Raw genomic sequence first — 25,068 nt, 5'->3', positions numbered from 1 at the left:
TTAATCCGGTGGTTACAAGCAGTCTTCGGTGGAGCGGTAGTTCAGTCGGTTAGAATACCTGCCTGTCACGCAGGGGGTCGCGGGTTCGAGTCCCGTCCGTTCCGCCACTTATTAAAAGCCCTGAGCATTAGCTCAGGGCTTTTTTCTTATCTGACGTTTAATTATTGCGAAATCAGCAAAAATCCTCTGCATTTTGCGATCTTTTTCTCTATAACACCGCCAGCGATAATCGTCCTCAGTTTACGAACATAATGATTGAGGAATAGTATGACTCTCCCTGCATTTGGTCTGGGCACTTTCCGCCTGAAAGACGACGTTGTTATCGCATCAGTTAAAACCGCACTCGAACTGGGCTATCGTGCTGTTGATACGGCGCAGATCTATGAAAACGAAGCTGCCGTTGGGCAAGCTCTCGAAGAGAGCGGTGTACCGCGTAATGAGCTGTTTATTACCACGAAAATCTGGATTGAGAATCTCAGCAAAGACAAGCTGATCCCAAGCCTGAAAGAGAGCCTGAAAAAACTGCGTACTGACTACGTGGATCTGACGCTGGTCCACTGGCCATCACCGAACGATGCCGTCTCTGTGGAAGAATTCATGCAGGCGCTGCTGGAAGCGAAAAAGCAGGGCTTAACCCGCGAAATTGGGATCTCCAACTTCACGATCCCGCTGATGGAAAAAGCCATTGCTGCTGTTGGCGCAGAAAATATTGCAACCAACCAGATTGAGCTCTCTCCATATCTGCAAAACCGCAAAGTGGTGGACTGGGCAAAACAGCATGGGATCCACATCACCTCATACATGACGCTGGCCTACGGTAAGGCGCTGAAAGATGAGGTGATTATCCGTATCGCCGAGAAGCATAATGCGACGGCTGCGCAGGTCATTCTGGCATGGGCAATGGGTGAAGGTTATGCCGTGATCCCATCATCCACTAAGCGTGAAAACCTGGCGAGCAACCTGTTAGCAATGGATCTTCATCTGGATGCTGACGATAAAAAAGCGATCGCAGCCCTGGAGTGCAACGATCGCCTGGTCAGCCCGGAAGGCTTAGCGCCAAACTGGGATTAAGTTTGACCCACCCTCTGTAACCTGAACCCTCACACAGCTCCTCCGGGAGCTGTTTTTATATGTTCACTCAGAAAATCGATAAAGGCACGAATGCGCGTACTCACCGCTCTGTCGCTGTAATACACCGCGCTAAAAGGCATTTCGACTGGCAGGCGTTTATCGGCCATCAATTCCACCAGTTCACCCCGCGCAATCTCCTTATCAATCATATAGTCAGACAAACAGGCGATACCGTTGCCTTCAAGACACAATTGCTTCAGCGTCTCCCCGCTGTTGGACGACAACCCGCAGGTGATCTCATGCAACTGACCGTCAGGGCAGGCGACGGGCCAGGTATTTAGCGAGACGGGTTCCGTAAAGCCCAGACACAAATGCTGTTTCAACTCCTCAACCGTCTCCGGTTTGCCATGTTCAGCAATATACTGTGGCGACGCGATAATTTTACGGTAGCTGGCAAACAGCGGGCGGGCCCGCAGGCTGGAATCCGTCAGGGTTCCCGCCCGGATCGCCACATCTACCTTTCGCTCGATGAGGTTAATAAACGTCTCGGACGAGACCAGAGAGAGCGTCATCTCCGGATAGCGTTCACGGAAAGGTTTGATTAGCGGCATCAGAAAGTGCAGCACAACCGGCGTGGCTGCATCAATGCGCAGTAACCCACGCGGCGTGCTGCGGGTCTCCATCATCTCGGTCTCTGCTGCGGCCATCTCCTGCAGTACCGACTGCACGCGGCGAAAATAACGCTCACCTTCCTCCGTCAGGCTCAGCTGCCGCGTCGTTCGGTTGAGCAGACTCACCCCAAGCTTCATCTCCAGCTTTTTTACCGAGCGGCTGATGGCTGAGTTAGCCTGTCCCAGCTGTTCGGCAGCGCGGCTAAAGCTGCCGCTTTCAACCACGGCGACAAAGATTGTCAGCTCTTCTGACGTTGCTTTCATTGTTGCACCACCCGCAAAATTCTATTGAGATTTTGACCATTTTTGTTATTTAAGCACTGGCGCATACTGCCTGTCATCTTAATCCTGATGATACGGAGTATTTTATGCCACTGGCGCTACTTGCCCTGACGATCAGTGCCTTCGCAATTGGCACGACCGAATTTGTTATCGTGGGACTGGTTCCCACCATTGCTAACCAGCTTGCGATCTCGCTGCCCTCCGCCGGATTGCTGGTGTCCATCTACGCCCTGGGCGTTGCTGTCGGTGCGCCAGTCCTGACGGCCCTGACCGGACGCTTTCCGCGTAAGCAGCTGTTAGTTGCACTGATGGTGCTGTTCACCGCCGGCAACGTGCTGGCCTGGCAGGCGCCGGACTACACCACGCTGGTCATCGCTCGGCTGTTGACCGGCCTTGCTCACGGGGTGTTCTTCTCGATTGGTTCTACTATTGCAACCAGCCTGGTACCCAAAGAGAAAGCGGCATCCGCCATTGCGATCATGTTCGGTGGGTTGACCGTTGCACTCGTTACGGGCGTACCGTTGGGCACGTTTATCGGACAACACTTCGGCTGGCGTGAAACGTTCCTGGCCGTCTCCCTACTGGGCGTCATTGCCCTGGTGACCAGCCTGCTGCTGGTGCCGTCGAATATTCCAGGCCGGGCCAGCGCTAGCCTGAGCGATCAGCTGAAGGTACTTACGCATCCGCGTTTGCTGATCATCTACGCGGTTACGGCGCTGGGCTATGGTGGCGTATTCACTGCTTTTACCTTCCTGGCACCGATGATGCAGGACCTGGCGGGCTTCTCTCCCAACGCCGTGAGCTGGATCTTGCTGGGGTACGGTATTTCCGTTGCGATTGGCAATATCTGGGGCGGCAAGCTTGCGGATAAGCATGGTGCGGTACCGGCGCTGAAATTCATCTTCGCCGCGCTGGTTGTTCTGCTGATGATTTTCCAGTTCACCGCCTCGATACAGTACGCCGCGCTGGTCACGGTACTGGTCATGGGGATCTTCGCTTTTGGTAATGTGCCAGGGCTTCAGGTCTACGTTGTACAGAAAGCCGAGCTTTATACGCCAAATGCGGTGGACGTGGCATCGGGGCTGAACATTGCCGCATTTAATATTGGTATTGCGCTGGGTTCTATTATTGGCGGACAAACCGTCGAGCACTTCGGATTGACCCAGACCCCGTGGATTGGCGCGGTGATTGTCCTGATCGCCTTCCTGCTGATTGGCCTGAGCGGACGTCTGGATAAGCCAGCCCGCGTTGCGCTGGGGTAACATCAGTAAGCGCTGGCTTACAAAACTGGAAAGCGGTTTCTCAGAAATTGCGTTGAAAGTGTGACCTAAAGTCCCTATAACATTAGAACCAGTCCGTTTTCCGGACTGGTTCATGTTACAGAGGCTGTTTCCAAAAGTGCGAAAAAATACCTATGCCATGCGTTATGTTGCCGGAATGCCCGCGGAGAGGATCTTGCCTCCGGGGTCGTTTGCGAGCATCAGTCAGGCATTACCCGCCGGCACACCGTTAAGCAGTGATGAAAAAATCCGCGTACTGGTGTGGAATATCTTTAAGCAGCAGCGTGCGGAGTGGTTATCGGTACTCAAGAATTTTGGCAAAGATGCCCATCTGGTTCTGCTCCAGGAAGCGCAAACCACCCCTGAGCTGGTCCGGTTTGCCACCACTCACTATCTTGCCGCCGACCAGGTACCGGCCTTTGTTCTGCCTCAGCACCCCTCGGGGGTGATGACGCTTTCAGCAGCACATCCGGTCTATTGTTGTCCATTGCGCGAACGCGAGCCTATCCTGCGTCTGGCGAAATCGGCACTGGTGACGGTCTATCCACTGCCGGATACCCGTATGCTGATGGTCGTGAATATCCACGCGGTAAACTTCAGCCTGGGCGTGGATGTATATAGTAAGCAGTTACTTCCGATCGGCGATCAGATTGCGCATCACAGTGGGCCGATCATTATGGCCGGTGATTTCAATGCCTGGAGTCGCCCGCGCATGAATGCGCTGTACCGCTTTGCGCGCGAAATGTCGCTGCGTGAAGTCCGTTTTAGCGATGACCAGCGCAAAAAAGCCTTTGGTCGTCCTCTCGATTTTGTCTTCTACCGTGGTTTAAGCGTGCACGACGCCTCTGTGCTGGTGACGCGCGCCTCCGATCATAACCCTCTACTAGTCGAATTCAGTCCCGGCAAACCTGATAAATAATGGTGTGTCAGGTCTGCCGTGGGGCAGACCTGCGCGGGTGCTGCCCTTCTATTTTTAACCCACAAAGGACAGTACGATGACAACAACACACTCCCATCATGACAACGTAGAAAAACAGTTTGGTTCTCAGGCAAATGCCTATCTGAGCAGCGCCGTGCACGCTTCAGGTCGCGATCTGGTACGCCTCGGTGAGCGCCTGTCGGCATTCCCGCAGGCGCACGTGCTGGATTTAGGCTGTGGGGCAGGGCATGCCAGCTTCACGGCTGCGCAGCAGGTGGCGCACGTAACCGCATATGACTTATCCAGCCAGATGCTGGAGGTGGTTGCTGAAGCGGCGAAAGCGAAGGGACTGGGCAACATCGATACGCGCCAGGGCTATGCCGAATCCTTACCTTTTGATGATGCCTCGTTTGAGGTGGTGATCAGCCGTTATTCCGCGCACCACTGGCATGATGTTGGCCAGGCATTACGCGAAGCCAAACGCGTTCTGAAGCCGGGTGGCATCTTCATTATTATGGATGTCATGTCACCTGGGCATCCGGTACGTAATATCTGGCTGCAGACGGTGGAAGCGCTGCGCGACACCTCCCATGTGCAAAACTACGCCAGCGGAGAGTGGTTATCGCTTATCACGGAAGCGGGGCTGATCGCGCGATCGTTAATCACAGACCGTTTACCGCTGGAGTTTAGCTCGTGGATTGCGCGTATGCGCACCCCGGAAGCATTAAGCCAGGCTATCAGGCTGTATCAGGAGAGCGCGTCGGCAGAGGTGAAGGCGTACTTTGAACTGCAGGACGATGGTTCATTTACCAGCGATACCATCATGGCGGAAGCGCAAAAAGCGGGATAAACAAAAAAGGCACCGAGGGGAATCGGTGCCTTTTTATCTTTCGGTCGTGTTATCAGGAGTCTGGCGTCGCGCTGTTCTTCACAAACAGCGTCAGCTGGTCGCCCGGTTTCAGATTGTCAGTATCGTTGTTCCAGCGCATCACATCTTTGATGTTCACGCCGTGACGTTTTGCGATACTGGACAGCGAATCCCCCTTGCGCACGCGATAGGTAATGCTATCGCTGTTGCTGGCGAGACGCTGTGCGCTGCTACCTGCACCCACCGTCAGAGTTTGACCCACTTTCAGGCCTGAACTGCGCAGGTTATTCCACTGCTGCAGATCTTTCGCATTCACGCCAAGACGTGACGCAATGCCCGAAAGCGTATCACCTGAACGAACCTTATAGCTGCGGCTGTTAACTGATGATGCATCCGCGATCAGCGTTGACTGAACGGCGGCGATTTCACCCGAAGCTAAAGACTCACGTAACTGCTCAGCATGTTTCTGCGGAACCATTACATACTGCGGGCCACTCGCCCCCAGCGTTGAGCCTTTAACGCCAGCATTAAAGGTTTTCAATTTACTTACCGACATACCCGTCATATCAGCAACCTGTTGAATATCAACCGGATTGCTGAGGCGAACACGCGCCAGTGCACGACTTTCGTCTGGTGTTGGCAGTTGTACACCGTAACGCTTGCTGTTCTTGAGAATATCGCTCAAAGCCAGCATTTTCGGTACGTAAATCTTTGTTTCCTGTGGCAGTGAGAGCGACCAAAAATCGGTGGATTTACCCCGTGCTTTATTCGCTTTCATTGCCTTCAGTACACGACCTTCGCCGCTATTGTACGCTGCGACCGTTAACAGCCAGTCGCCGTCAAACATCTTGTTCAGACGTTGCATCATGTCGAGAGCGGCTGTCGTTGAAGCGACAACATCGCGACGCGCATCATAGTTGCGGGTCTGTTTCAGACCATAGTTTCGCCCGGTGCTCGGAATGATCTGCCAAATGCCTGCGGCATTGGCGCCAGACGTCGCGTGTGGGTCAAAAGCGCTCTCCACTATGGGTAGGAGTACCAGCTCCATAGGCATGTTACGTTTCTTAACTTGCCCGGCTATCCAGTACATATACGGCTCTGCCCGTAACGTTACATCGTGGAGATAGCTCTTATTACTTAAATACTTCTGTTTCTGTTCGCGAATCCGGCTGTTTTCCGGAATTCCCATCTTTAGCTCGTCGCCAATAGAGGTCCACAAGTCTTGCTCCTGCGCGAAAGATGTCCCATCGTCCATCCAGCGCGCCGAACTTGTAAACTTCCCTGCTTCCCCTTGACCAGCTGCAGAAAGGCTCTGTGCGTGCTGTTGTACGTTGCTGCCGTTCTGCGACTGGCAACCTACAAGCAGGACAGAGGCGAGTAATATCGCTTTTGCCTTCATGTGTGTGTCAATAGTTGCTTAAAAGACGAGCGATGATAACGGCGAATTTTTGAAAAGGCAACCAGCAATTATCTGAAGTTATCTTTCTTTGACCTTAACCATGCAAATCGCTGTTCTGGTTGTTGCAAATTTGTTTCTTGGTTAATTTTGCTAATTAAATCAACATCATCTGTTCGCAAAAATAAATTAATTTGGCGCTCGTTTTTCAGAATTACGGGGAGTGTGTTTTGGTTTTTTGCACGTAACTCCTTCACTTTGTGATAATAATCCTGAATCGCCCGATCCTCAGGCAACAGGCTGACGGCAAACTTCATATTTCCTAATGTATACTCATGTGCGCAACACATAACGGTGTCATCGGGTAATGCGTTAATCTTCTGTAAAGACTGATACATTTGCGCTGGTGTTCCTTCAAACAACCTTCCGCAGCCCCCTGAGAACAGCGTGTCACCGCAAAAAAGATAAGGCTTACTGTAGAAACACAGATGTCCCAAAGTGTGACCCGGTGTGGCAAATACGGAAAACTCCCACTCACGTATGAGGATTTTTTCGCCTTCTTCGACTACTTGCGTGACACCCTTATCTTGTGCCTCTGACGGTCCGTAAACCACAACATGCGGAAAATGGGTACGCAGTTCAGGTACACCGCCCGTATGATCGTTATGGTGATGCGTCAACAGAATGGCTTCCGGCTGCCAGCCGTTCTCTTCTATTGCGCGCAATACGGGGGCGGATTCTCCGGGATCGACAATGACGCATCGACGTTCATCGTCAACCAAAACCCAGATGTAATTGTCCTCAAAAGCAGAAATACTGATAAGATTCATACATTACCTCTTATAGCGTGGCGGGTGTGTTGATGAAACCGGCAAGGATACCTCAGACTGTCGCAGCACCGGAACGTTGGGCGGAACTGCCCTGGGGTGAATACTATCGCGAGGCGTTAGAGCAACAGCTGAAGCCCTGGCTCGCGAAAATGTATGGCTTTCACCTGCTTAAGATTGGCAATCTCAGCGCGGAAATCAATACCGAAAGCTGCGCTATCTCGCATCAGGTGAACGTCTCTCTCGGCGGATCGCCGGTTCAGGTGAAAGCAGACCCCTTACATCTGCCGTTTGCGGAAAAATCCGTTGATGCGTGTTTGCTCGCACATACGTTACCCTGGTGCAGCGATCCGCACCGTCTGCTTCGCGAAGCCGATCGCGTGCTGATTGATGACGGCTGGCTGGTGCTGAGCGGATTCAACCCGCTGAGCCTGATGGGCCTGCGAAAGCTGGTACCGGTGCTGCGCCGGACGCGGCCTTACAACAGCCGGATGTTCACCATGATGCGCCAGCTCGACTGGCTGTCACTGCTTAACTTCGAAGTGCTCTGCTACGGCGGCTTTCAGGTGCTGCCCTGGGCACGGCAGGGGGGCGTCTTGTTGAGCACGCATTTGCCTGCTTTAGGCTGCATGCAGTTTATCGTCGCGCGTAAGCGAACCATTCCCCTTACGCTTAATCCCATGAAGCAGAGCAAATCGAAAACGCCGATCCGCCAGACCGTTGGCGCCACGCGGCAGTACAGAAAGCCCTGATCAGGATTCAGGCTGATAGCCCGCGTCCTCATGCGCAGGGTTAGCGGCTGCCGCACGCGCCAGTTCGTCACAGCGTTCGTTTTCCGGATGACCGGCGTGCCCTTTAACCCACTCCCACTTAATCTGGTGCTGGCCCAGGGCGGCATCAAGCCGTTTCCAGAGATCGACGTTCTTGACCGGTTTCTTATCAGCAGTCTTCCAGCCGCGTTTTTTCCAGTTATGGATCCACTGGGTAATTCCCTGACGAACGTACTGGCTGTCGGTACTTAACACCACGTCACAATGTTCTTTTAGTGCCTCCAGCGCCACAATGGCCGCCATGAGCTCCATCCGGTTGTTGGTGGTCAGAAAATAGCCTTCGCTAAAAGTTTTTTCATGCTGGCGATAACGCATAATCGCGCCGTAGCCGCCGGGACCCGGGTTGCCGAGACAAGATCCATCGGTGAAAATTTCTACCTGTTTACGCATCTCTGGTAGACTTCCTGTATTTGAAACGTTCAGTTAAACGATAAGTCTGACATAAATGACCGCTATGAGCACTGCAATTACTCGCCAGATCGTCCTCGATACCGAAACCACCGGTATGAACCAGATCGGCGCGCACTACGAAGGGCATAAGATCATTGAGATCGGTGCCGTTGAAGTGGTGAACCGTCGTCTTACGGGGAACAACTTCCACGTCTATCTCAAGCCCGATCGGCTGGTGGATCCCGAAGCGTTCGGCGTTCACGGTATTGCCGATGAGTTCTTGCTGGATAAGCCGACTTTTGCGGACGTGGCTGATGAATTCCTGGAATACATCAGGGGCGCTGAGCTTGTTATCCATAACGCCTCGTTCGATATCGGCTTTATGGATTATGAATTCAGCAAGCTTAATCGTGATATCCCGAAGACGAATACCTTCTGTAAGGTGACAGACAGTCTGGCGCTGGCGAGGAAAATGTTCCCCGGCAAGCGTAACAGCCTGGATGCACTGTGTTCGCGCTACGAGATAGATAATACCAAACGAACGCTCCACGGGGCGTTGCTCGATGCCCAGATCCTCGCCGATGTCTATCTGACGATGACCGGTGGGCAGACGTCTATGAAGTTCAGTATGGAAAATGAGTCGCAGCAAACGCAGGGCGAAGCGGGTATTCTGCGTGTCGTCCGTCAGGCAAGCCGGCTGCGGGTTGTTTTAGCCAGTGATGAAGAGCTGCTTAACCACGAATCCCGTCTTGATCTGGTGCAGAAGAAGGGCGGCAGCTGTCTCTGGCGTGCCTGAAAAAACGCCGGAATGCCTGTAAAAACATCGTTTGGGCGATTTTTGCAGCAAACGATTCAAAACGCGAGAAAAAGCGTTGACGAGATCGGAGGCGCACCGTAATATGCGCCTCGTTCCCCAAACGGGAACAGTGGAGCGGTAGTTCAGTCGGTTAGAATACCTGCCTGTCACGCAGGGGGTCGCGGGTTCGAGTCCCGTCCGTTCCGCCACTATTCAGAAGGCCTGAATCAGAAATGATTCAGGCCTTCGTCGTTTCAGCCAGCTGTGATTCCATTCCCTCTCTTCTGACTTGTAGTTAACAAAAAGTTAATATCAATAGTGCAATTAATTAACAATTGCACATCATTAGTGCATTCTTTGCACTGTTATTGTGCGTTTTTCCACCACCGGCTATTCAGGCACGAGTCAGATTGTGTCTCTCTGTAAAAAAGAATTCATACAGAATCATCTGCTTATAACCCGCTATGCAAAAAATTACTGAACCAATTGCAGATTGGTTTGGTTATTGCTTAATCATTAGCACGATAAGCGTCATTCCATATCAATAACTTATCGTTAATAAAAATAAAGCAATGATGAAAGCGAGCGAACCAATATGGAAAAACCGTCACGGTTTCTGGCAAATTCCAGCACCGCGCTTGAACAGCTGCGCGGGCTAATCAACCAGCACGAGTCAACACCAGGCACTCCACTGCCCACGGAACGTGAGCTGTCGGACACACTCGGCGTAGGACGACGTGAAGTGCGTCGCGCGCTGGACGTGCTGGAAGAAGAGGGGCGCATCTGGCGTAAGCAGGGCAAAGGGACCTTTATCGGCCCGGCTGCACCCGTTGAACCGCTGGCCCTTCAGGGATTGGTTCAGCAAACCAACCTTCTGGAAGTGATGGAAGCTCGTCTGCAGCTCGAACCCGGCTTAGCCCGGCTTGCGGCACTGCGTGCCACCAGGGAAAACCTCGCGCTCATGCAGCGCATGCTGGAACGCATCGACAAGGTCAGCCCGGATGACCGCGATCTCAACGAACTGTGGGATAGCGCCTTTCACCGCGCCATTGCGGAAGCGGCTGGCAACCGCCTGATGCTCGGCCTGTTTGATGCCATTGATGCCGTGCGGCGTGAACCGGGCTGGCAGCATCTGCGCGAGCTGGCACGCACCCCCGAGCGTGTCGATAGCTATAACGACCACCACCACAAGATCATGGCTGCCATTATCCATCGCCAGCCTAACGAGGCCGCGACCGCGATGCGCGAACACCTGCTCAGCCTGCAAACCGCCCTGATTCAGGCGATCCACCTCGAGGACGACTTCACGCCATGACGACAATCCCCTTAAAGGACGCCACGCCCGTATTGCAAGTAAAAAACCTCAACGTTACGTTCGCGGGCTCGCCGGTAAGCGTGCTTGACGGTATCTCGTTGACCGTCAGGGCGGGCGAAACGCTGGCGCTGGTGGGAGAATCCGGCTGTGGGAAAAGTATCACCTCCCTGGCGCTGATGGGGTTACTGCCCGCCAGCGCACGGATCGTCAGCGGGGAGATGCAGTTTCGTCGCCACGATCTGCGCAAGCTCTCGCCGCGGGAATATGCCGATCTGCGCGGTAGCGAGCTGGCGATGATTTTCCAGGAGCCGATGACCTCGCTCAATCCGGCGTTTACGCTGGGCGATCAGCTGAGCGAGGCGGTTATGCGTCATCAGGACGTCTCGCGCGCAGAGGCGATGAAGATCGCGCTGCAGATCCTCGAGAAAGTGCAGATTCCGGCAGCAGAGATGCGCCTCAAGGCGTATCCGCACCAGCTTTCCGGCGGCATGCGCCAGCGCGTGATGATTGCCATGGCCCTGATCAACCACCCTAAACTGCTGATTGCCGACGAACCCACCACCGCGCTCGACGTCACCATCCAGGCGCAAATCCTCGCCTTGCTCAACACCTTGAAAGAGGAAACCGGCACGGCGGTGCTGATGATCACCCACGATTTAGGCGTGGTGGCCGAAGTGGCGCAGCAGGTGGCGGTGATGTATGCCGGACAGGTGGTAGAGCAGGGAAGCGTCGAGGCGATATTTGCCGACCCGCAGCACCCGTACACCATCGGCCTGATGGGCTCGATCCCCTCCCTTAGCGCACGCAAGGGCCCGCTTTCCACTATTCCCGGATCGGTCCCGCTGCCGGAATCCATGCCGCAAGGCTGCCGTTTCGCAACGCGCTGCCCGTTTGCGCAGTCGCGCTGCCATGACGAAAAACCGCCGCTCACCACGCTCGGCGCGGGCCATCGGGTTGCCTGCTTCCGCGTGCCGCTCGAACACCACATCGCCCTGGGAGAGACCGCATGACCACGCCCATTCTGGAAGCTCGGGATCTCAGCAAGCTTTTCCCCGGCCCGAAAAAACTCTTTACCCCCGCCCGGTTTGTGACGGCGGTCGATCGCGTGTCGCTTGCCGTCATGCCGGGCGAAACGCTGGCGATTGTCGGCGAGTCCGGCTCCGGGAAATCCACCCTTGGCCGTCTGCTGCTGCGTCTGCTGGCCGCCAGCGAAGGACGCGTGTTTTATCAGGGGGAGGAAATTACCCACGCCACAGGCGCCCGTCTGAACCAGCTCCGGCGCGAGCTGCAGATCATCTTTCAGGATCCTTTTGCCTCGCTGAATCCGCGCATGACGGTGGAGCAGATCGTCGGTGAGCCGCTGTGGCTGCACCAGAACATGAAGAAAGGGGACCGGCAGTACCGCGTTGCCGAACTGCTTAAGACCGTGGGCCTGCCCGCCGCCTGGGCCGGGCGCTACCCGCACGAGTTTTCCGGCGGGCAGCGCCAGCGTATCGGCATTGCGCGCGCGCTGGCCTCAGGACCAAAGCTGCTGCTGGGCGATGAGCCGGTATCCGCGCTGGATGTGTCGGTGCAGGCGCAGGTGGTCAATTTACTGGAAAGCCTGAAGCACCAGCTGGGGCTGACGATGGTGATTGTCGCCCACGGTCTGGCTGTTATTCGCCATATGAGCGACCGCGTGGCGGTCATGTACCTCGGGCAAATCGTCGAGCTTGCCAGCGTCGATGAGATCTTTGACGCACCGCTGCACCCCTATACCCAGGCGCTGATCGCCTCGGCGCCGCAGATGCAGCCGGGCGCTGAACGCGACGCGCCGCTGCTGCAGGGGGATTTACCGAACCCGGCCAGTCCGCCGTCCGGCTGCCGTTTCCACACCCGCTGCCCGTACGTCACTGACGAATGCCGTCAGGTCGAGCCGATTAATCAGGTGCTCGACGGCGGGCGTCAGGTTGCCTGTCATCGCTGGCAGGAGATCAACCGCGATCGCAGCGTTATCCAGATCGCACCGCCATCCGCTGCTTTTCTGCGCCGCCGCGCGCTGTTTGAACACGCGGCCACCCACTCGTCCCTTCCTTCAAGGAACTCATGATAATGACAATGCGTAATTCTCTTTTGACCGTACTGGGAAGTGTTATGTTGCTTGGCGCGGCGCTGCCCGCCCATTCTGAAAGCGTGCTGCGTATTGGCCTGGGGGCTGACCCGGACATGCTCGACCCGCATCTGGCGCGCACCTACTATGGCCGCTTCGTCTTTGCCTCCCTGTGCGACAGGCTGGTGGATGTGGATGAAAACCTGAAGGTCGTCCCCGGTCTGGCCAAAGACTGGGCGTGGAGTGACGACGGTAAAACCCTGACGCTCAACCTGCGCGAAGGCGTGACCTTCCACGACGGTGAGAAATTCGATGCCGCCGCGGCAAAATACAACCTCGACCGCGCCCTGACCTTAAAAGGCTCCCTGCGTAAAAGCGAGATCTCCTCCGTTGAATCGGTCGAGGTCACCGGTCCGATGCAGATTGCCCTGCACCTGAAGACGCCGGATGCGGCACTGCTGATGCAGCTCACCGACCGCGCGGGCGCGATGATGGCCCCTGAAGCGGCAAAAAAGCCTGACTTTGCCGCCCATCCGGTCTGTTCCGGCCCGTATAAATTCGACAGCCGCGTGTCCCAGGACCGCATCGTTCTGACCCGCTTCGACAACTACTGGAACAAAGACGCCTACCACTTTGACAAAATTATCTATCTGCCGATCCCGGATGCCTCCGTGCGCCTCGCGAACCTGCGCGCGGGCGATCTTGATCTGACCGAAGGGATTGCTGCCAGCGACGTTAAAACCGTCGAAGCCGACAGCAAGCTGGCGCTGGCGAAGGTGACCGGTCTGGGCTATCAGGGCATCACTTTCAACATCAATAACGGCAAGGTGCCCGCCAACGATCCGTTCAAGGACGCTCGAGTGCGAGAGGCGTTTTCTCAGGCCATCGACCGCGATGCGCTAAACCAGGTGGTCTTTGAAGGGTTGTATACGCCAGCCAACCAGGCGTTTTCGACGGTGAGTCCGTATCACGTCAACCTGCCGGTCCCGCCGCGTGACGTCGATAAAGCCAAAGCCCTGCTCAAAGCGGCAGGCGTCACCGCGCCGCTGACCGTCAACCTGCTGGTGCCGAACAACCCAACCTCGCAGCAGGTGGGGCAGGTGCTGCAGGCGATGGTCGCCGAGGCAGGCTTTAACCTGAACCTGCAGATGACCGAATTCGCCACGCTGCTGGACCGCCAGCAGAGCGGGGACTATCAGCTGAGCTTCTCCGGCTGGTCGGGGCGCCCGGATCCGGACGGCAGCATCTACGGCTTTATCAACAGCAAAGGCACCCTGAACGACGGCCGCTACAGCAACGCGCAGGTTGATGAGTGGCTGACCCAAGCGCGCCAGAGTACCGACCAGGCCGCGCGCCAGCCGCTGTACGACAAGGTGGTGAAGCAGCTGCAAACCGACATGCCGATTGCCTACCTCTACTTCGAGCCGCGTATTTTTGGCCTGAACAAAAGCGTGCAGGGCTTTAAGCCGTACCCGGACGGCATCGTGCGTCTGGCCGGTTTGACGCTTGCGAAATAAGTGTCCTGAGGAGAGCCCATGCTGGAACTGATTTGCAAACGTCTGCTGCTGGCCGTCCCGACGCTGTTGCTGGTGAGCATGATGGTGTTTGGGCTGCAAAAGCTGCTGCCCGGCGACCCGCTGATCGCCATGGCAGGCGAGGAGCGCGACCCGGCGGTCATCGCTCAGCTGCGTGCGGAGCTGAACCTCGATGCCCCGATCCCGGTGCAGTATTTCCACTGGCTGACGCGGGCGCTGCAGGGCGATCTGGGCGTCTCCTTACGCACGCACGAGCCGGTGACGCAGCTGATTGCCAGCAAGCTACCGGTGACGCTTGAGCTGTCGCTGCTGGCGATGATTATCGCGCTGGTGTTTGGCATCAGCATGGGGATCCTCGCGGCGGTGAACAAAAACAGCTGGGTCGATCACGGGGCGAACTTCGTGGCGATCTCGGGGGTCTCGATCCCGCACTTCTGGCTGGGGATCCTGTTGATTCTGGTCTTTTCGGTAAACCTGCAGTGGCTCCCTGCGTCCGGCTACGTGCCGTTCAGTGAAGATCCGCTCCAGAACCTGCGCACGCTGCTGCTGCCCGCGTCCGTGCTCGGAACCGGCCTGGCGGCAACGCTGATGCGCCACACCCGCGCCTCGATGATTGCGGTACTGAAGGCGGACTACATCCGCACCGCGCGGGCGAAAGGGCTGCTGCCGAAGGCGGTGATCTTAAAGCACGCCTTTCGCAACGCGCTGGTGCCGGTGATTACCCTCACCACGCTGCTGTTTGGCGAACTGCTGGGCGGCGCGGTGCTGACCGAGCAGGTGTTCACCATTCCGGGCTTCGGCAAGATGATCGTCGATTCGGTATTTAACCGTGATTACGCGGTGGTGCAGGGCGTGGTGCTGATCGTCGCCATCTGCTTCCTGATGCTCAACCTGCTGGCCGACGTGCTTTACGTCCTTATCAACCCGAAAATGCGAGGCTAACGATGGCGGAACTGACGACACAAACCGTTGCGCCCGCACTGCCGCGGGCGCAAAACCGGGTATTGAAAAAATTCCTCGCCAATAAAAGCGCGGTCATTGGCGCGGCAGTGGTGGGATTCTTTGTGCTGGTGGCGCTGCTGGCGCCGTGGATCGCCCCGTTCGACCCGGTCAAAGCCAACTTCCTGGCGGTGCGCAAAGCGCCGTCGGCGATGTACTGGTTCGGCACCGACGAGCTGGGGCGAGACATCCTATCCCGCATTATCTGGGGGGCGCGCACCTCGCTGATGGCGGGCTGTATGTCTGTGGTGATTGCCGTGGTTATCGGCGTACCGCTGGGGCTGGTGGCGGGTTACTTCCAGAAGATGTGGGACGGCGTCATCTCGCGCGTGATCGAGGCGCTGCTGGCCTGCCCGTTCCTGATCATGGCGATCGCGCTGGGGGCGTTTTTGGGCCCGAGCCTGACGAACGCGATGATCGCCATCGGCCTTTCCGCGATGCCGATCTTCGCCCGCCTGACGCGCGGCCAGGTGATCGCCATTCGCAACGAAGAGTACATCGACGGCGCGCGGGCAATTGGCCTGCCGGATCGCTGGATCATCATCAAATACGTTCTGCCCAACGTGATGTCGCCGATTCTGGTGCAGGCCACGCTGGCGATTGCCTCGGCGATTATCGCTGAAGCCAGCCTGTCGTTTTTGGGGCTGGGACAGCAGCCGCCCAATCCATCCTGGGGCTCCATGCTCAACACCGCCAAAGGTTTTCTTGAGCAGGCCCCGTGGATGTCCATTTTCCCCGGCGTGGCGATTTTCCTTGCCGTGCAGGGCTTTAATTTACTCGGCGACGGGCTGCGCGATGCGCTCGATCCGCGCCACGACTAAGGAGTCATGATGACCAAAGCGCTAGATTTTACGTCCGGTTACGCTTCACGCCGCCCGCCAATGCTGGGCCATAACGCTGTTGCCACTTCGCAGCCGCTGGCGGCGCAGGCGGGAATGAAGATGCTGCAGCTGGGCGGGAATGCCGTGGATGCGGCCATAGCCGCCGCCATGGCGCTGACGGTGGTTGAGCCGACCGGCAACGGGATCGGCAGCGACGCCTTTGCCATCGTCTGGGACGGTGAAAAGCTTCACGGCCTCAACGCGTCCGGCCGTTCGCCTGCGAGCTGGCATGCGGATCTGTTTGCCGGTAAAACGGCGGTGCCCGAAATCGGCTGGGACGCGGTGACCGTGCCGGGGGCGGTATCCGGCTGGGTCGCCCTGGCGGAACGCTTCGGCACGCTGCCGTTGACCACCCTGGCGCAGCCCGCCATTGACTACGCGCGCAACGGCTTCCCGGTCTCCCCGCTGATTGGGCATCTCTGGCAGCGCGGCTATAACAAGCTGAAAGATCAGCCGGGCTTCAGCGCCTGTTTCGCCCCGGAAGGCCGCGCCCCGCGGGTGGGGGAGATCTTCCGTAACCCGGCGCAGGCGAACTCGCTTGAGCTGATTGCCCGCACCAACGGCGAAGCCTTTTACCGCGGTGAGCTGGCGCAGAAAATTGCCGCCTTCGCCAGAGAGCATGGCGCGCACCTGACGGCCGAGGATCTGGCCAACCACCGCGTGGACTGGGTAGAACTGCTGTCACGCGACTTTGCGGGCGGCTCGGTGCAGGAGCTGCCGCCAAACGGGCAGGGGATCGCCACGCTGATTGCGCTCGGCATTCTTGAGCAGTGCGGCATTGAGAAGCATCATCCGGATTCCGTGCAGTCTCTGCATCTCTCTATCGAGGCAATGAAGCTGGCGCTGGCGGATCTCGACCGCTACGTGGCAGACGAAGCACACATGGCGTTTGCGGCGAAAGAGCTGCTGAGCGACCATTACCTGAAGTCGCGCGCGGCGCTGATCAACCACGACAGCGCATCTGATTTTGTCTACGGTTCCCCGACGCAGAGCGGCACGGTCTACATCAGCACCGCGGACGCCAGCGGGATGATGGTCTCGTTTATTCAGTCCAACTATATGGGCTTCGGTTCAGGCATTGTGGTGCCGGATACCGGGATCAGCCTGCAAAACCGGGGCTGTGGCTTTGTGCTGGATCCAAATCACCCGAACGCGCTGGCGGGCAGCAAGCGCCCGTTCCACACCATCATTCCGGGCTTTGCGATGGACGGCAACGGCAAGCCGCTGATGTCCTTCGGCGTGATGGGCGGCCCGATGCAGGCGCAGGGGCACATGCAGATGGCGCTGCGCATCATGCTGCACGGGCAAAACCCGCAGGCGGCAATCGATGCGCCGCGCTGGCGCGTGGTGCAGGGCAGGGAGGTGATCGTTGAATCGACGTTCGATCGCAACACGATTGCCGCGCTGCGCGAGCGCGGGCATCAGATCGTGGTGGAAGATCCGCTTCAGGATTACAACTTCGGTGGTGCGCAGGTGATTTACCGTCTGCCGGAAGGACACTACGTGGCCGCGACGGAAAGCCGCAAAGACGGGCAGGCGCTGGTGAGTTAAAAGAAGCGAGCAACATTGGTAGGCCGGGTAAGGCGTAGCCGCCACCCGGCTTTATTTTCACTCAATGCTAAAAGGATCCGCATCCTGCCACGCCGGAAACTTCTCCCGGTACTCCTTCAGCGCCGTCAAGGACAGCTCCGCATCAATACGCGTCGCCTGATGCGGCTCGGCGGTGGCGATGATCTCGCCCTGCGGATTCACCACCCGGCTGTCGCCGCGATAGTGATGCCCGTTGCCGTCCGTCCCCACGCGGTTGCAGCCCACCACGTACGCCTGGTTCTCAATCGCGCGCGCCACGAGCAGCGACTGCCAGTGCAGGGAGCGCGGTGCAGGCCAGTTGGCAACATACAGCGCCAGGTCGTAATCGTTGCGGTTACGCGACCACACCGGGAAGCGCAGGTCGTAGCAGACCAGCGGCAGAATACGCCAGCCGCGCCACTCGAACACCACGCGTTCGTTACCGGCTTCATAGTGATGGTGCTCATCCGCCATACGGAACAGGTGACGCTTGTCGTAGAAGTGCACCTTTCCTTCCGGCTCGACCAGCAGGAAGCGGTTCACCGGCCCGCGTTCGGTCTGCAGGGCGGCGCTGCCGGCGATCAGCGCATTAGTCTGCTGCGCTTTGGCATGCATCCAGGCGACCACCTCCTCCTGCTGCATTGACTGTTTTGCCGCTTCCATGGCGAAGCCGGTGGTGAACATTTCCGGAAGGACAATCACATCGCGCCCGGTAATGTCTTCGAGTTGACGATCGAAGTGGCGCAGGTTGGCGGGGCCATCCATCCACACTAAAGGTTGCTGCAAAATAGAAATCTTCAGACCAGGCACGATACAGACTCCTCAAACGACCACTTTTTGACACTGTAGCACGACATAACGAGAAAATGTGGCAATAAAAAACCCCGCGCGAGGCGGGGTTTAGGTAAGCGAAACGCGTTATGCCGCTTCAGGTTTACGGTGCTTCTCCGGCAGCTTTACCGGCTGCGTCGCCAGCTCGTCCGGTTCGAAATCATCCACGTTAATGCTGCGCAGACGGCTCTCTTCGGCTTTCACCAGCAGAGCGGCCTCATCTTTATTGATAATGCCACCGGCCAGCGCCTGTTTTGCCAGTTCGTCCAGACGGGTAAACGGCAGGTTTTTGCCCAGCTGTTTACAGATCTTCTGGTGAATCGGATCGGCGGCCATCACGTCAAGCAGCGCCTCTTCCAGCAGACCCACCGGGTTATGCGGCGTCGGTGCCAGGTACTGACCGCGACCGATACGGGAACGGGTTGCGCTCGGAACCTGCAGGATCTTCGCCACTTTGTGGTCCAGCCTGTCGGACGGTGCCAGATGGTGACGACCGGTCGGGAAGATCACCACGCGCAGGGCACCAGCCACGAGGCGGTTCGGGAAGTTCGCCAGCAGATCGTCAATCGCCTGTTCAGCCTGATACAACGCATCCTGCACGCCCCAGTGCACCAGCGGCAGATCCGCTTCCTGACGGCCTTCGTCGTCGTAACGTTTCAGGACCGCAGAGGCCAGGAAGATCTGGCTCAGCACATCGCCCAGACGGGCAGAGATACGTTCGCGACGCTTCAGGCTGCCGCCCAGTACCGCCATGGAAACGTCGGACAGCAGGGCCAGGTTGGCGCTCAGACGGTTCAGATGCTGATAATAACGTTTGGTTGCATCGCCGGTTGGCGTCGAACTGGTAAGACCGCGCGTCAGGCCCAGCCAGAAGCTGCGCACCTTGTTGCTGCCCACGTGACCGATATGTTTGAACAGCAGCTTATCGAAGGCATCCACGTCGTTATTCTGCGCCGCGGCCATCTCTTCCAGCACGTATGGATGGCAGCGAATTGCGCCCTGACCGAAGATCATCATGCTGCGGGTCAGGATGTTTGCCCCTTCCACGGTGATGGCAATCGGTGCGCCCTGATAGCCGCGCGCAAGGAAGTTGCCTTCGCCGAGCATAATGCCTTTACCGCCCGCGATATCCATCGCGTCAATAATTGACTGCTGCGCGCGGTGGGTACAGTGGTACTTCACAATGGCCGACAGTACGGCCGGTTTTTCGCCCAGCATAATGCCGTAGGTAATCAGCGTGGCGGCAGCGTCCATTACGTAGGCGTTGCCCGCGATACGCGCCAGCGGCTCTTCGATACCTTCCATCTTGCCGATGGAGATTTTGAACTGACGGCGGATGTGCGCGTAGGCACCAATCCCCATCGCCACCGACTTCAGACCGCCGGTTGAGTTCGACGGCAGGGTAATGCCGCGGCCCACCGACAGACATTCCACCAGCATACGCCAGCCCTGACCGGCCATTTTCGGGCCACCGATGATGTAATCAATCGGCACAAAGATATCCTGGCCGCGGGTTGGACCGTTCTGGAACGGCACGTTCAGCGGGAAGTGACGACGACCAATCTCAACGCCCGGGGTGGAGGTTGGGATCAGCGCACAGGTAATGCCCAGATCTTCTTCGCCGCCCAGCAGTCTTTCCGGGTCAGAGAGCTTAAAGGCCAGACCCAGCACGGTGGCGATAGGGGCCAGCGTGATATAACGCTTGTTCCAGGTCAGGCGCATGCCCAGCACCTGCTCGCCCTGCCACTCGCCCATGCAGACCACGCCGGTATCCGGAATCGCGCCCGCATCGGAGCCTGCTTCCGGGCTGGTCAGCGCGAAGCAAGGGATTTCCTGACCGCGAGCCAGACGCGGCAGGTAGTGATCTTTCTGCTCTTCGGTACCGTAATGCTGCAGCAGTTCGCCCGGGCCTAAGGAGTTAGGCACGCCAACGGTAATCGCCAGGATGCCGGAAACGCCTGCCAGCTTTTGCAGGACGCGAGCCTGAGCGTAAGCGGAGAATTCCAGACCGCCGTACTCTTTCTTAATGATCATCGCGAAGAAGCGATGCTCTTTCAGGTACGCCCACAGCTCTGGCGGCAGATCGGCCATTTCATGGGTGATAGCAAAGTCGTTCGCCATACGGCAGGCTTCTTCTACCGGGCCGTCAATAAACGCCTGCTCTTCCGCGGTCAGACGCGGCTGCGGATAGTTATGCAGCTTTTTCCAGTCCGGATTACCCTGGAACAGGTCGCCTTCCCACCAGGTGGTGCCCGCATCAATCGCTTCTTTTTCAGTACGCGACATGGGCGGCATCACCTTGCGGAAGCCTTTGAACACCGGTGCAGAAATCATTGATTTACGCATCGGGGCAAAGTTAAACGGCAGAAGGATGATGGCAAGAGGGACTAAAAGCCAGATAGTCCAGAGACCTGCGACGCCAAGCGCAGCCGTCCAGGCCAGAAGAATCAGGCTGCTCAGGAATAAACTTACGCGGTGATAGAACAGCACACCGAGCAGAACAACGGTTGCGAGAATGCTCAAAATCATCATAAAGAAAAGCTCCCTTGCTTGTAGGAGGTCTGACCACTTGTGATGATATGGTTGTAGTTGATGTTATTTCCTTTAGCAATGTGTTTACAAAATAATTACAACCTGGTTCACATTGTTCGCGTTTTACCCGGCACGAAAAAGCAAAACGCCGGACGTTTCGCATGGCTTTAGCTTCTCGCTTTTCCCGCTATCCGGTACACTCCACTGTGTTATTTCATCAATACTGAAGGATTATCCTCATGTACCAGGATCTTATTCGTAACGAACTGAACGAAGCGGCGGAAACGCTGGCGAACTTTCTGAAAGATGATGCCAATATTCACGCTATTCAGCGCGCGGCGGTCCTGCTGGCCGACAGCTTCAAAGCGGGTGGCAAAGTGCTCTCCTGCGGTAACGGCGGCTCTCACTGTGACGCGATGCACTTCGCAGAAGAGCTGACCGGACGCTATCGCGAAAACCGTCCTGGCTACCCGGCGATTGCGATTTCCGACGTGAGCCACATCTCCTGCGTAGGCAACGACTTCGGTTACGACCACATCTTCTCTCGCTACGTTGAAGCGGTAGGCCGTGAAGGCGACGTGCTGCTGGGGATCTCTACCTCCGGCAACTCCGGTAACGTGATCAAAGCGATCGCCGCCGCGCGTGAAAAAGGGATGAAAGTCATCACCCTGACGGGCAAAGATGGCGGTAAGATGGACGGTACGGCGGATGTTGAAATTCGCGTTCCGCACTTCGGTTATGCTGACCGCATTCAGGAAATTCACATCAAAGTGATCCACATCCTGATCCAGCTGATCGAAAAAGAGATGGCTAAGTAAGACTTCGCTGGGGGGCGCCGGTGCCCCCCGCTGTTGTGGAGGTGATGTATGTGCGAACTGCTCGGGATGAGCGCCAATGTGCCAACCGATATCTGCTTTAGCTTCACTGGGCTGGTTCAGCGCGGTGGGGGAACCGGGCCGCATAAAGACGGCTGGGGCATCACCTTCTACGAAGGCAAAGGGTGTCGCACGTTCAAAGATCCACAGCCCAGCTTTAACTCACCGATTGCCAAACTGGTGCAGGACTATCCTATCAAGTCCCGCTCGGTGATCGCCCATATTCGCCAGGCTAACCGTGGCGAAGTGGCGCTGGAAAATACCCATCCGTTTACCCGGGAACTGTGGGGCCGAAACTGGACCTACGCGCACAACGGGCAACTCACGGGCTATAAGTCGCTGGAGACGGGCAATTTCCGCCCGGTAGGCGAAACCGACAGCGAAAAAGCCTTCTGCTGGCTGCTGCACAAGCTGACGGAGCGCTATCCCCGCACGCCAGGCAACATGGCTGCCGTGTTTAAATACATCGCAACGCTGGCGACCGAGCTACGCGAAAAAGGCGTGTTCAACATGCTGCTCTCAGACGGCCGCTATGTGATGGCGTTCTGCTCGACGAATTTGTTCTGGATCACCCGCCGTGCGCCGTTTGGCGTGGCAACGCTGCTCGATCAGGATGTGGAGATAGACTTTCAGAAGGAGACCACACCGAACGATGTGGTCACTGTTATTGCAACGCAGCCGCTGACGGGCAACGAAACCTGGCAAAAGATTATGCCAGGCGAGTGGGTGCTATTTTGTCTCGGGGACCGTGTAATTTGACGCCAGCTGTGGATGGACAACTTCGTGGCTCAGCGGCTTGCTGACCACGTAACGGCCATCCACAACCGAGACAACAGGCGGCTTGTGAGTCTGCTCGAAGTAGTCATAGCCGGGTTTCAGCTGTTTCCAGAAATCCGCGTAGTACGAGTACTTGTGACGCGCCATGTTGGCATCCGTCATGCGGAACGGATAGATGCTGACCTGAACGTTTGGCTGACCAAAGACCAACGCGCCGGTGACAAACTGGAAAATCTCATCAATGCCGGAATCGGTCATCGCGTAGCAGCCGATAGACACGCAGGCACCGTGGATCATCAGGTATTTACCTTCATAACCGTGTGCACGGTCATAGGCATTCGGGAAACCGATATTGATGGCTTTATAGAAACGGCTGTCTGGTTTGAGCTGGCTACGCTGAACGTTGTAAAACCCTTCCGGACTTTTGAAATCGCCCTGACGCTGTTTTGGCCCTAATCCACCGGAGTAGTTACAGATTTTGTAGCTATCAAGCAGCTGATACGTCTCACCCATTTTTACAAACAGATCGAGAGTGCGTTCTTCCTTGAAGATCTGAATATAAACCGGCGATCCCATTAACTGCTGTTTATATTCTTTGCTGATCGGCGTCGTTGAGCTATTACTGCTGAGCAGTCCGGCAAACGACATGCACGGAATCAGAAGCATCGCAATGAACAATGCGATTTTACGCATACTACTAGTTCCTTGATAAAACCATGACCAACTTGCCAGGACGGCAAAAGAGACCCGAAATCAGATTATTCTGTTAGGAGCGCTCACATTAGCACCGCTATAGATTTTCGCAAGAGCCGGGCGGTGAGTTTACAAATTAGTTTTACTTTATAAACCATCAAAATCGCGATAGCTCCAGGAACTTTGCGCATTAGCTCGCAATTTGGCGCGCGCGACGGCGGATTCGCTGCCCGCGAGAAGGGGAAAATGTTACACTTCGCGGCCACTGGATTGTTGTTCATGGAAACCTGCTAACCACATGTTTAAAATCAAAAAAGGACTTGATCTGCCGATTGCAGGCGTGCCCGCGCAGCACGTTTCGACAGGCGCAAGTGTCCGTCATGTCGCCATTGTGGGCGACGACTACCTGGGAATGCGTCCTTCGATGTTGGTACAGGAAGGCGATCGCGTGATCAAAGGCCAGGCGCTCTTTGAGGACAAAAAAAATCCCGGCGTGATGTTTACAGCCCCCGCGAGCGGCACCGTTGTGGCGATCAACCGTGGCGAACGGCGCGTTCTGCAGTCGGTGGTGATCCGCATTGAAGGCGATGAACAGCGTGAATTCGCCCGTTACGATGCCGCAGACCTCGCGTCGCTGAGCCGTGAGGCTGTTCAGGCTCAGCTTCTGGCGTCCGGCTTATGGACCGCGCTTCGCACGCGTCCCTTCAGTAAATCCCCGGTTCCCGGCACGGAACCGGCCGCGATTTTCGTCACGGCAATGGATACCAACCCGCTCAGCGTGGATCCGCAGCCGGTTATCCTGGCACAGCGCAAAGCCTTTGATGCCGGGCTTACCGTTTTAACCCGTCTGACGTCGGGAAAAGTCCACGTTTGCCAGGCCGGTGGCGGCAAGCTTGGCGGTCATCCTCAGGGGCAGGTCACGTTTAATGAGTTTGCTGGCCCGCATCCGGCGGGTCTGGTCGGGACGCACATCCATTTCCTTGAGCCGGTGAGCCTGACGAAACAGGTCTGGCATCTTAATTATCAGGACGTCATCGCCATCGGTACGCTCTTCACCTCCGGGGAGCTGTGCGCGGAACGCATCATCGCCATCGGTGGGCCGCAGGCTGCAAACCCGCGTCTGGTGAAGACGCTGATTGGCGCTGATATCAATGAACTGCTGAACGAAGAAACCAAGGCAGGCGAAAACCGGCTGATTTCCGGTTCGGTCCTCAGTGGCCGCCATGCCGTGCAGGCGCACGCCTATCTGGGACGTTTCCATTTGCAGGTCAGCATTGTGCAGGAAGGCCGCGAGAAAGAGCTGTTCGGCTGGGTGCTGCCCGGTGCGGAAAAATACTCCGTCACCCGTACCACGCTGGGGCACTTCCTGCGTAATAAGCTGTTTAGCTTCTCGACCAGTACGCACGGCGGCGAGCGCGCTATGGTCCCGATTGGCAACTACGAGCGCGTCATGCCGCTGGATATTCTGCCGACCATGCTGTTGCGCGATCTGCTCGCTGGCGATACCGACAGCGCGCAGGCGCTGGGCTGTCTGGAACTGGACGAAGAAGATCTGGCGCTCTGTACCTATGTCTGTCCGGGAAAATACGAATATGGACCGGTATTGCGCGAGGTGTTAACCCGCATTGAGCAGGAAGGATAA

The 25,068-nt window shown here is 56.8% G+C and carries 23 protein-coding genes and 2 tRNA genes; 18 read left to right on the top strand and 7 right to left on the bottom strand.

The window, feature by feature from the left end; translation table 11 throughout:
- The first annotated feature begins 30 nt into the window (after positions 1-30).
- Positions 31-107: transfer RNA gene (locus FHC48_RS19655), tRNA-Asp, on the top strand.
- Between the two features lie 160 nt (positions 108-267).
- On the top strand, positions 268-1,071 hold the full coding sequence (gene dkgB, locus FHC48_RS19650) for a 2,5-didehydrogluconate reductase DkgB (protein ID WP_045335355.1): 804 nt from the start codon (positions 268-270) through the stop codon (positions 1,069-1,071).
- Positions 1,072-1,100: 29 nt separating this feature from the next.
- On the opposite strand, the gene yafC is transcribed toward dkgB, so the two are convergent.
- Positions 1,101-2,006, bottom strand: a complete 906-nt coding sequence (gene yafC / locus FHC48_RS19645; protein WP_059364052.1) for a DNA-binding transcriptional regulator YafC — start codon at positions 2,004-2,006, stop codon at positions 1,101-1,103.
- A gap of 104 nt (positions 2,007-2,110) precedes the next feature.
- On the opposite strand from yafC, the gene FHC48_RS19640 reads away from it, so the two are divergent.
- The 3 genes from FHC48_RS19640 to FHC48_RS19630 all read left to right on the top strand — a co-directional run bounded on the left by FHC48_RS19640 (position 2,111) and on the right by FHC48_RS19630 (position 5,073).
- The gene (locus tag FHC48_RS19640) at positions 2,111-3,286 is read left to right on the top strand and encodes an MFS transporter (protein ID WP_032674203.1); all 1,176 of its coding nucleotides are present in this window, start codon (positions 2,111-2,113) and stop codon (positions 3,284-3,286) included.
- A 136-nt stretch (positions 3,287-3,422) separates the two neighbouring features.
- Positions 3,423-4,223: an endonuclease/exonuclease/phosphatase family protein gene (locus FHC48_RS19635; RefSeq protein WP_025912579.1), complete on the top strand. Its 801-nt coding sequence runs from the start codon at positions 3,423-3,425 to the stop codon at positions 4,221-4,223.
- Positions 4,224-4,299: 76 nt separating this feature from the next.
- Positions 4,300-5,073, top strand: a complete 774-nt coding sequence (locus FHC48_RS19630) for a class I SAM-dependent methyltransferase (RefSeq protein WP_021242866.1) — start codon at positions 4,300-4,302, stop codon at positions 5,071-5,073.
- Positions 5,074-5,125: 52 nt separating this feature from the next.
- Here FHC48_RS19630 and mltD read toward each other — a convergent pair whose 3' ends face one another.
- Both mltD and gloB read right to left on the bottom strand, forming a co-directional pair.
- Positions 5,126-6,490, bottom strand: coding sequence for a murein transglycosylase D (mltD, locus tag FHC48_RS19625; RefSeq protein ID WP_023293221.1), 1,365 nt, complete (start codon positions 6,488-6,490; stop codon positions 5,126-5,128).
- Between the two features lie 68 nt (positions 6,491-6,558).
- The gene (gene gloB / locus FHC48_RS19620) at positions 6,559-7,317 is read right to left on the bottom strand and encodes a hydroxyacylglutathione hydrolase (protein ID WP_059364051.1); all 759 of its coding nucleotides are present in this window, start codon (positions 7,315-7,317) and stop codon (positions 6,559-6,561) included.
- 32 nt (positions 7,318-7,349) lie between these two features.
- Here gloB and FHC48_RS19615 point away from each other — a divergent pair, with 32 nt between their 5' ends.
- Positions 7,350-8,066 (top strand): class I SAM-dependent methyltransferase, encoded by a 717-nt coding sequence (locus tag FHC48_RS19615; protein WP_059364050.1) that lies wholly within the window; start codon positions 7,350-7,352, stop codon positions 8,064-8,066.
- On the opposite strand, the gene rnhA is transcribed toward FHC48_RS19615, so the two are convergent.
- The gene (gene rnhA, locus FHC48_RS19610; RefSeq protein ID WP_008500276.1) at positions 8,067-8,534 is read right to left on the bottom strand and encodes a ribonuclease HI; all 468 of its coding nucleotides are present in this window, start codon (positions 8,532-8,534) and stop codon (positions 8,067-8,069) included.
- A gap of 64 nt (positions 8,535-8,598) precedes the next feature.
- On the opposite strand from rnhA, the gene dnaQ reads away from it, so the two are divergent.
- The 9 genes from dnaQ (at position 8,599) to FHC48_RS19565 (ending at position 17,700) form a co-directional block, all read left to right on the top strand.
- The gene (gene dnaQ / locus FHC48_RS19605) at positions 8,599-9,330 is read left to right on the top strand and encodes a DNA polymerase III subunit epsilon (protein WP_072253893.1); all 732 of its coding nucleotides are present in this window, start codon (positions 8,599-8,601) and stop codon (positions 9,328-9,330) included.
- A 132-nt stretch (positions 9,331-9,462) separates the two neighbouring features.
- Positions 9,463-9,539: transfer RNA gene (locus tag FHC48_RS19600), tRNA-Asp, on the top strand.
- A gap of 386 nt (positions 9,540-9,925) precedes the next feature.
- Positions 9,926-10,645, top strand: a complete 720-nt coding sequence (locus FHC48_RS19595; protein ID WP_021242871.1) for a FadR/GntR family transcriptional regulator — start codon at positions 9,926-9,928, stop codon at positions 10,643-10,645.
- Positions 10,642-11,655, top strand: a complete 1,014-nt coding sequence (locus tag FHC48_RS19590) for an ABC transporter ATP-binding protein (protein WP_059364047.1) — start codon at positions 10,642-10,644, stop codon at positions 11,653-11,655. Before FHC48_RS19595 ends, FHC48_RS19590 begins: the two co-directional genes overlap by 4 nt.
- Positions 11,652-12,734 carry an ABC transporter ATP-binding protein gene (locus FHC48_RS19585; RefSeq protein WP_059364046.1) on the top strand — a complete coding sequence of 361 codons (1,083 nt, stop codon included), beginning with the start codon at positions 11,652-11,654 and terminating at the stop codon, positions 12,732-12,734. The genes FHC48_RS19590 and FHC48_RS19585 overlap by 4 nt, the downstream gene beginning before the upstream one ends.
- A 2-nt stretch (positions 12,735-12,736) precedes the next feature.
- Positions 12,737-14,251: an ABC transporter substrate-binding protein gene (locus FHC48_RS19580; RefSeq protein ID WP_023343412.1), complete on the top strand. Its 1,515-nt coding sequence runs from the start codon at positions 12,737-12,739 to the stop codon at positions 14,249-14,251.
- 18 nt (positions 14,252-14,269) lie between these two features.
- On the top strand, positions 14,270-15,211 hold the full coding sequence (locus FHC48_RS19575; protein WP_220420573.1) for an ABC transporter permease: 942 nt from the start codon (positions 14,270-14,272) through the stop codon (positions 15,209-15,211).
- Between the two features lie 2 nt (positions 15,212-15,213).
- Positions 15,214-16,089, top strand: coding sequence for an ABC transporter permease (locus FHC48_RS19570; protein WP_021242873.1), 876 nt, complete (start codon positions 15,214-15,216; stop codon positions 16,087-16,089).
- A gap of 9 nt (positions 16,090-16,098) precedes the next feature.
- Complete coding sequence (locus tag FHC48_RS19565; RefSeq protein ID WP_059364042.1) at positions 16,099-17,700, top strand: gamma-glutamyltransferase family protein; 1,602 nt, start codon at positions 16,099-16,101, stop codon at positions 17,698-17,700.
- Positions 17,701-17,757: 57 nt separating this feature from the next.
- Here the strand turns inward: FHC48_RS19565 and FHC48_RS19560 are convergent, their stop codons facing one another.
- Together FHC48_RS19560 and fadE are read right to left on the bottom strand one after the other, a co-directional pair.
- The gene (locus FHC48_RS19560; protein ID WP_059364041.1) at positions 17,758-18,528 is read right to left on the bottom strand and encodes an amidohydrolase; all 771 of its coding nucleotides are present in this window, start codon (positions 18,526-18,528) and stop codon (positions 17,758-17,760) included.
- Between the two features lie 108 nt (positions 18,529-18,636).
- Positions 18,637-21,081: an acyl-CoA dehydrogenase FadE gene (fadE, locus tag FHC48_RS19555; protein ID WP_059364040.1), complete on the bottom strand. Its 2,445-nt coding sequence runs from the start codon at positions 21,079-21,081 to the stop codon at positions 18,637-18,639.
- Positions 21,082-21,320: 239 nt separating this feature from the next.
- Between fadE and lpcA the strand changes: the two genes are divergently transcribed.
- Together lpcA and FHC48_RS19545 are read left to right on the top strand one after the other, a co-directional pair.
- Positions 21,321-21,899, top strand: a complete 579-nt coding sequence (gene lpcA, locus FHC48_RS19550; RefSeq protein WP_021242877.1) for a D-sedoheptulose 7-phosphate isomerase — start codon at positions 21,321-21,323, stop codon at positions 21,897-21,899.
- A gap of 48 nt (positions 21,900-21,947) precedes the next feature.
- Positions 21,948-22,715: a class II glutamine amidotransferase gene (locus FHC48_RS19545; protein WP_008500262.1), complete on the top strand. Its 768-nt coding sequence runs from the start codon at positions 21,948-21,950 to the stop codon at positions 22,713-22,715.
- Here the strand turns inward: FHC48_RS19545 and dpaA are convergent.
- A complete protein-coding gene (dpaA, locus tag FHC48_RS19540) occupies positions 22,686-23,426 on the bottom strand; it encodes a peptidoglycan meso-diaminopimelic acid protein amidase (RefSeq protein ID WP_008500261.1) in 741 nt (246 codons plus the stop codon). The two genes, FHC48_RS19545 and dpaA, sit on opposite strands and share 30 nt — an antisense overlap.
- A gap of 298 nt (positions 23,427-23,724) precedes the next feature.
- Between dpaA and FHC48_RS19535 the strand changes: the two genes are divergently transcribed.
- Positions 23,725-25,068: a Na(+)-translocating NADH-quinone reductase subunit A gene (locus tag FHC48_RS19535; RefSeq protein WP_023326742.1), complete on the top strand. Its 1,344-nt coding sequence runs from the start codon at positions 23,725-23,727 to the stop codon at positions 25,066-25,068.

It is taken from the genome of Enterobacter sp. EC_50 (genome assembly GCF_019584525.1).
In the GTDB taxonomy this organism is placed as follows: domain Bacteria; phylum Pseudomonadota; class Gammaproteobacteria; order Enterobacterales; family Enterobacteriaceae; genus Enterobacter; species Enterobacter roggenkampii.
The sequence above is the reverse complement of the archived record's forward strand: the minus strand, read 5'-3'. Positions and strand labels throughout refer to the sequence as shown.

Coding starts and splice junctions, on each gene's coding strand:
- FHC48_RS19630 (WP_021242866.1), top strand. CDS start 4,300: ATGACAACAACACACTCCCATCATGACAACGTAGAAAAACAGTTTGGT.
- FHC48_RS19585 (WP_059364046.1), top strand. CDS start 11,652: ATGACCACGCCCATTCTGGAAGCTCGGGATCTCAGCAAGCTTTTCCCC.
- FHC48_RS19545 (WP_008500262.1), top strand. CDS start 21,948: ATGTGCGAACTGCTCGGGATGAGCGCCAATGTGCCAACCGATATCTGC.
- FHC48_RS19590 (WP_059364047.1), top strand. CDS start 10,642: ATGACGACAATCCCCTTAAAGGACGCCACGCCCGTATTGCAAGTAAAA.
- FHC48_RS19535 (WP_023326742.1), top strand. CDS start 23,725: ATGTTTAAAATCAAAAAAGGACTTGATCTGCCGATTGCAGGCGTGCCC.
- fadE (WP_059364040.1), bottom strand. CDS start 21,081: ATGATGATTTTGAGCATTCTCGCAACCGTTGTTCTGCTCGGTGTGCTG.
- FHC48_RS19580 (WP_023343412.1), top strand. CDS start 12,737: ATGACAATGCGTAATTCTCTTTTGACCGTACTGGGAAGTGTTATGTTG.
- dpaA (WP_008500261.1), bottom strand. CDS start 23,426: ATGCGTAAAATCGCATTGTTCATTGCGATGCTTCTGATTCCGTGCATG.
- FHC48_RS19565 (WP_059364042.1), top strand. CDS start 16,099: ATGACCAAAGCGCTAGATTTTACGTCCGGTTACGCTTCACGCCGCCCG.
- lpcA (WP_021242877.1), top strand. CDS start 21,321: ATGTACCAGGATCTTATTCGTAACGAACTGAACGAAGCGGCGGAAACG.
- dnaQ (WP_072253893.1), top strand. CDS start 8,599: ATGAGCACTGCAATTACTCGCCAGATCGTCCTCGATACCGAAACCACC.
- gloB (WP_059364051.1), bottom strand. CDS start 7,317: ATGAATCTTATCAGTATTTCTGCTTTTGAGGACAATTACATCTGGGTT.
- FHC48_RS19570 (WP_021242873.1), top strand. CDS start 15,214: ATGGCGGAACTGACGACACAAACCGTTGCGCCCGCACTGCCGCGGGCG.
- FHC48_RS19595 (WP_021242871.1), top strand. CDS start 9,926: ATGGAAAAACCGTCACGGTTTCTGGCAAATTCCAGCACCGCGCTTGAA.
- mltD (WP_023293221.1), bottom strand. CDS start 6,490: ATGAAGGCAAAAGCGATATTACTCGCCTCTGTCCTGCTTGTAGGTTGC.
- FHC48_RS19640 (WP_032674203.1), top strand. CDS start 2,111: ATGCCACTGGCGCTACTTGCCCTGACGATCAGTGCCTTCGCAATTGGC.
- FHC48_RS19615 (WP_059364050.1), top strand. CDS start 7,350: ATGAAACCGGCAAGGATACCTCAGACTGTCGCAGCACCGGAACGTTGG.
- rnhA (WP_008500276.1), bottom strand. CDS start 8,534: ATGCGTAAACAGGTAGAAATTTTCACCGATGGATCTTGTCTCGGCAAC.
- dkgB (WP_045335355.1), top strand. CDS start 268: ATGACTCTCCCTGCATTTGGTCTGGGCACTTTCCGCCTGAAAGACGAC.
- yafC (WP_059364052.1), bottom strand. CDS start 2,006: ATGAAAGCAACGTCAGAAGAGCTGACAATCTTTGTCGCCGTGGTTGAA.
- FHC48_RS19575 (WP_220420573.1), top strand. CDS start 14,270: ATGCTGGAACTGATTTGCAAACGTCTGCTGCTGGCCGTCCCGACGCTG.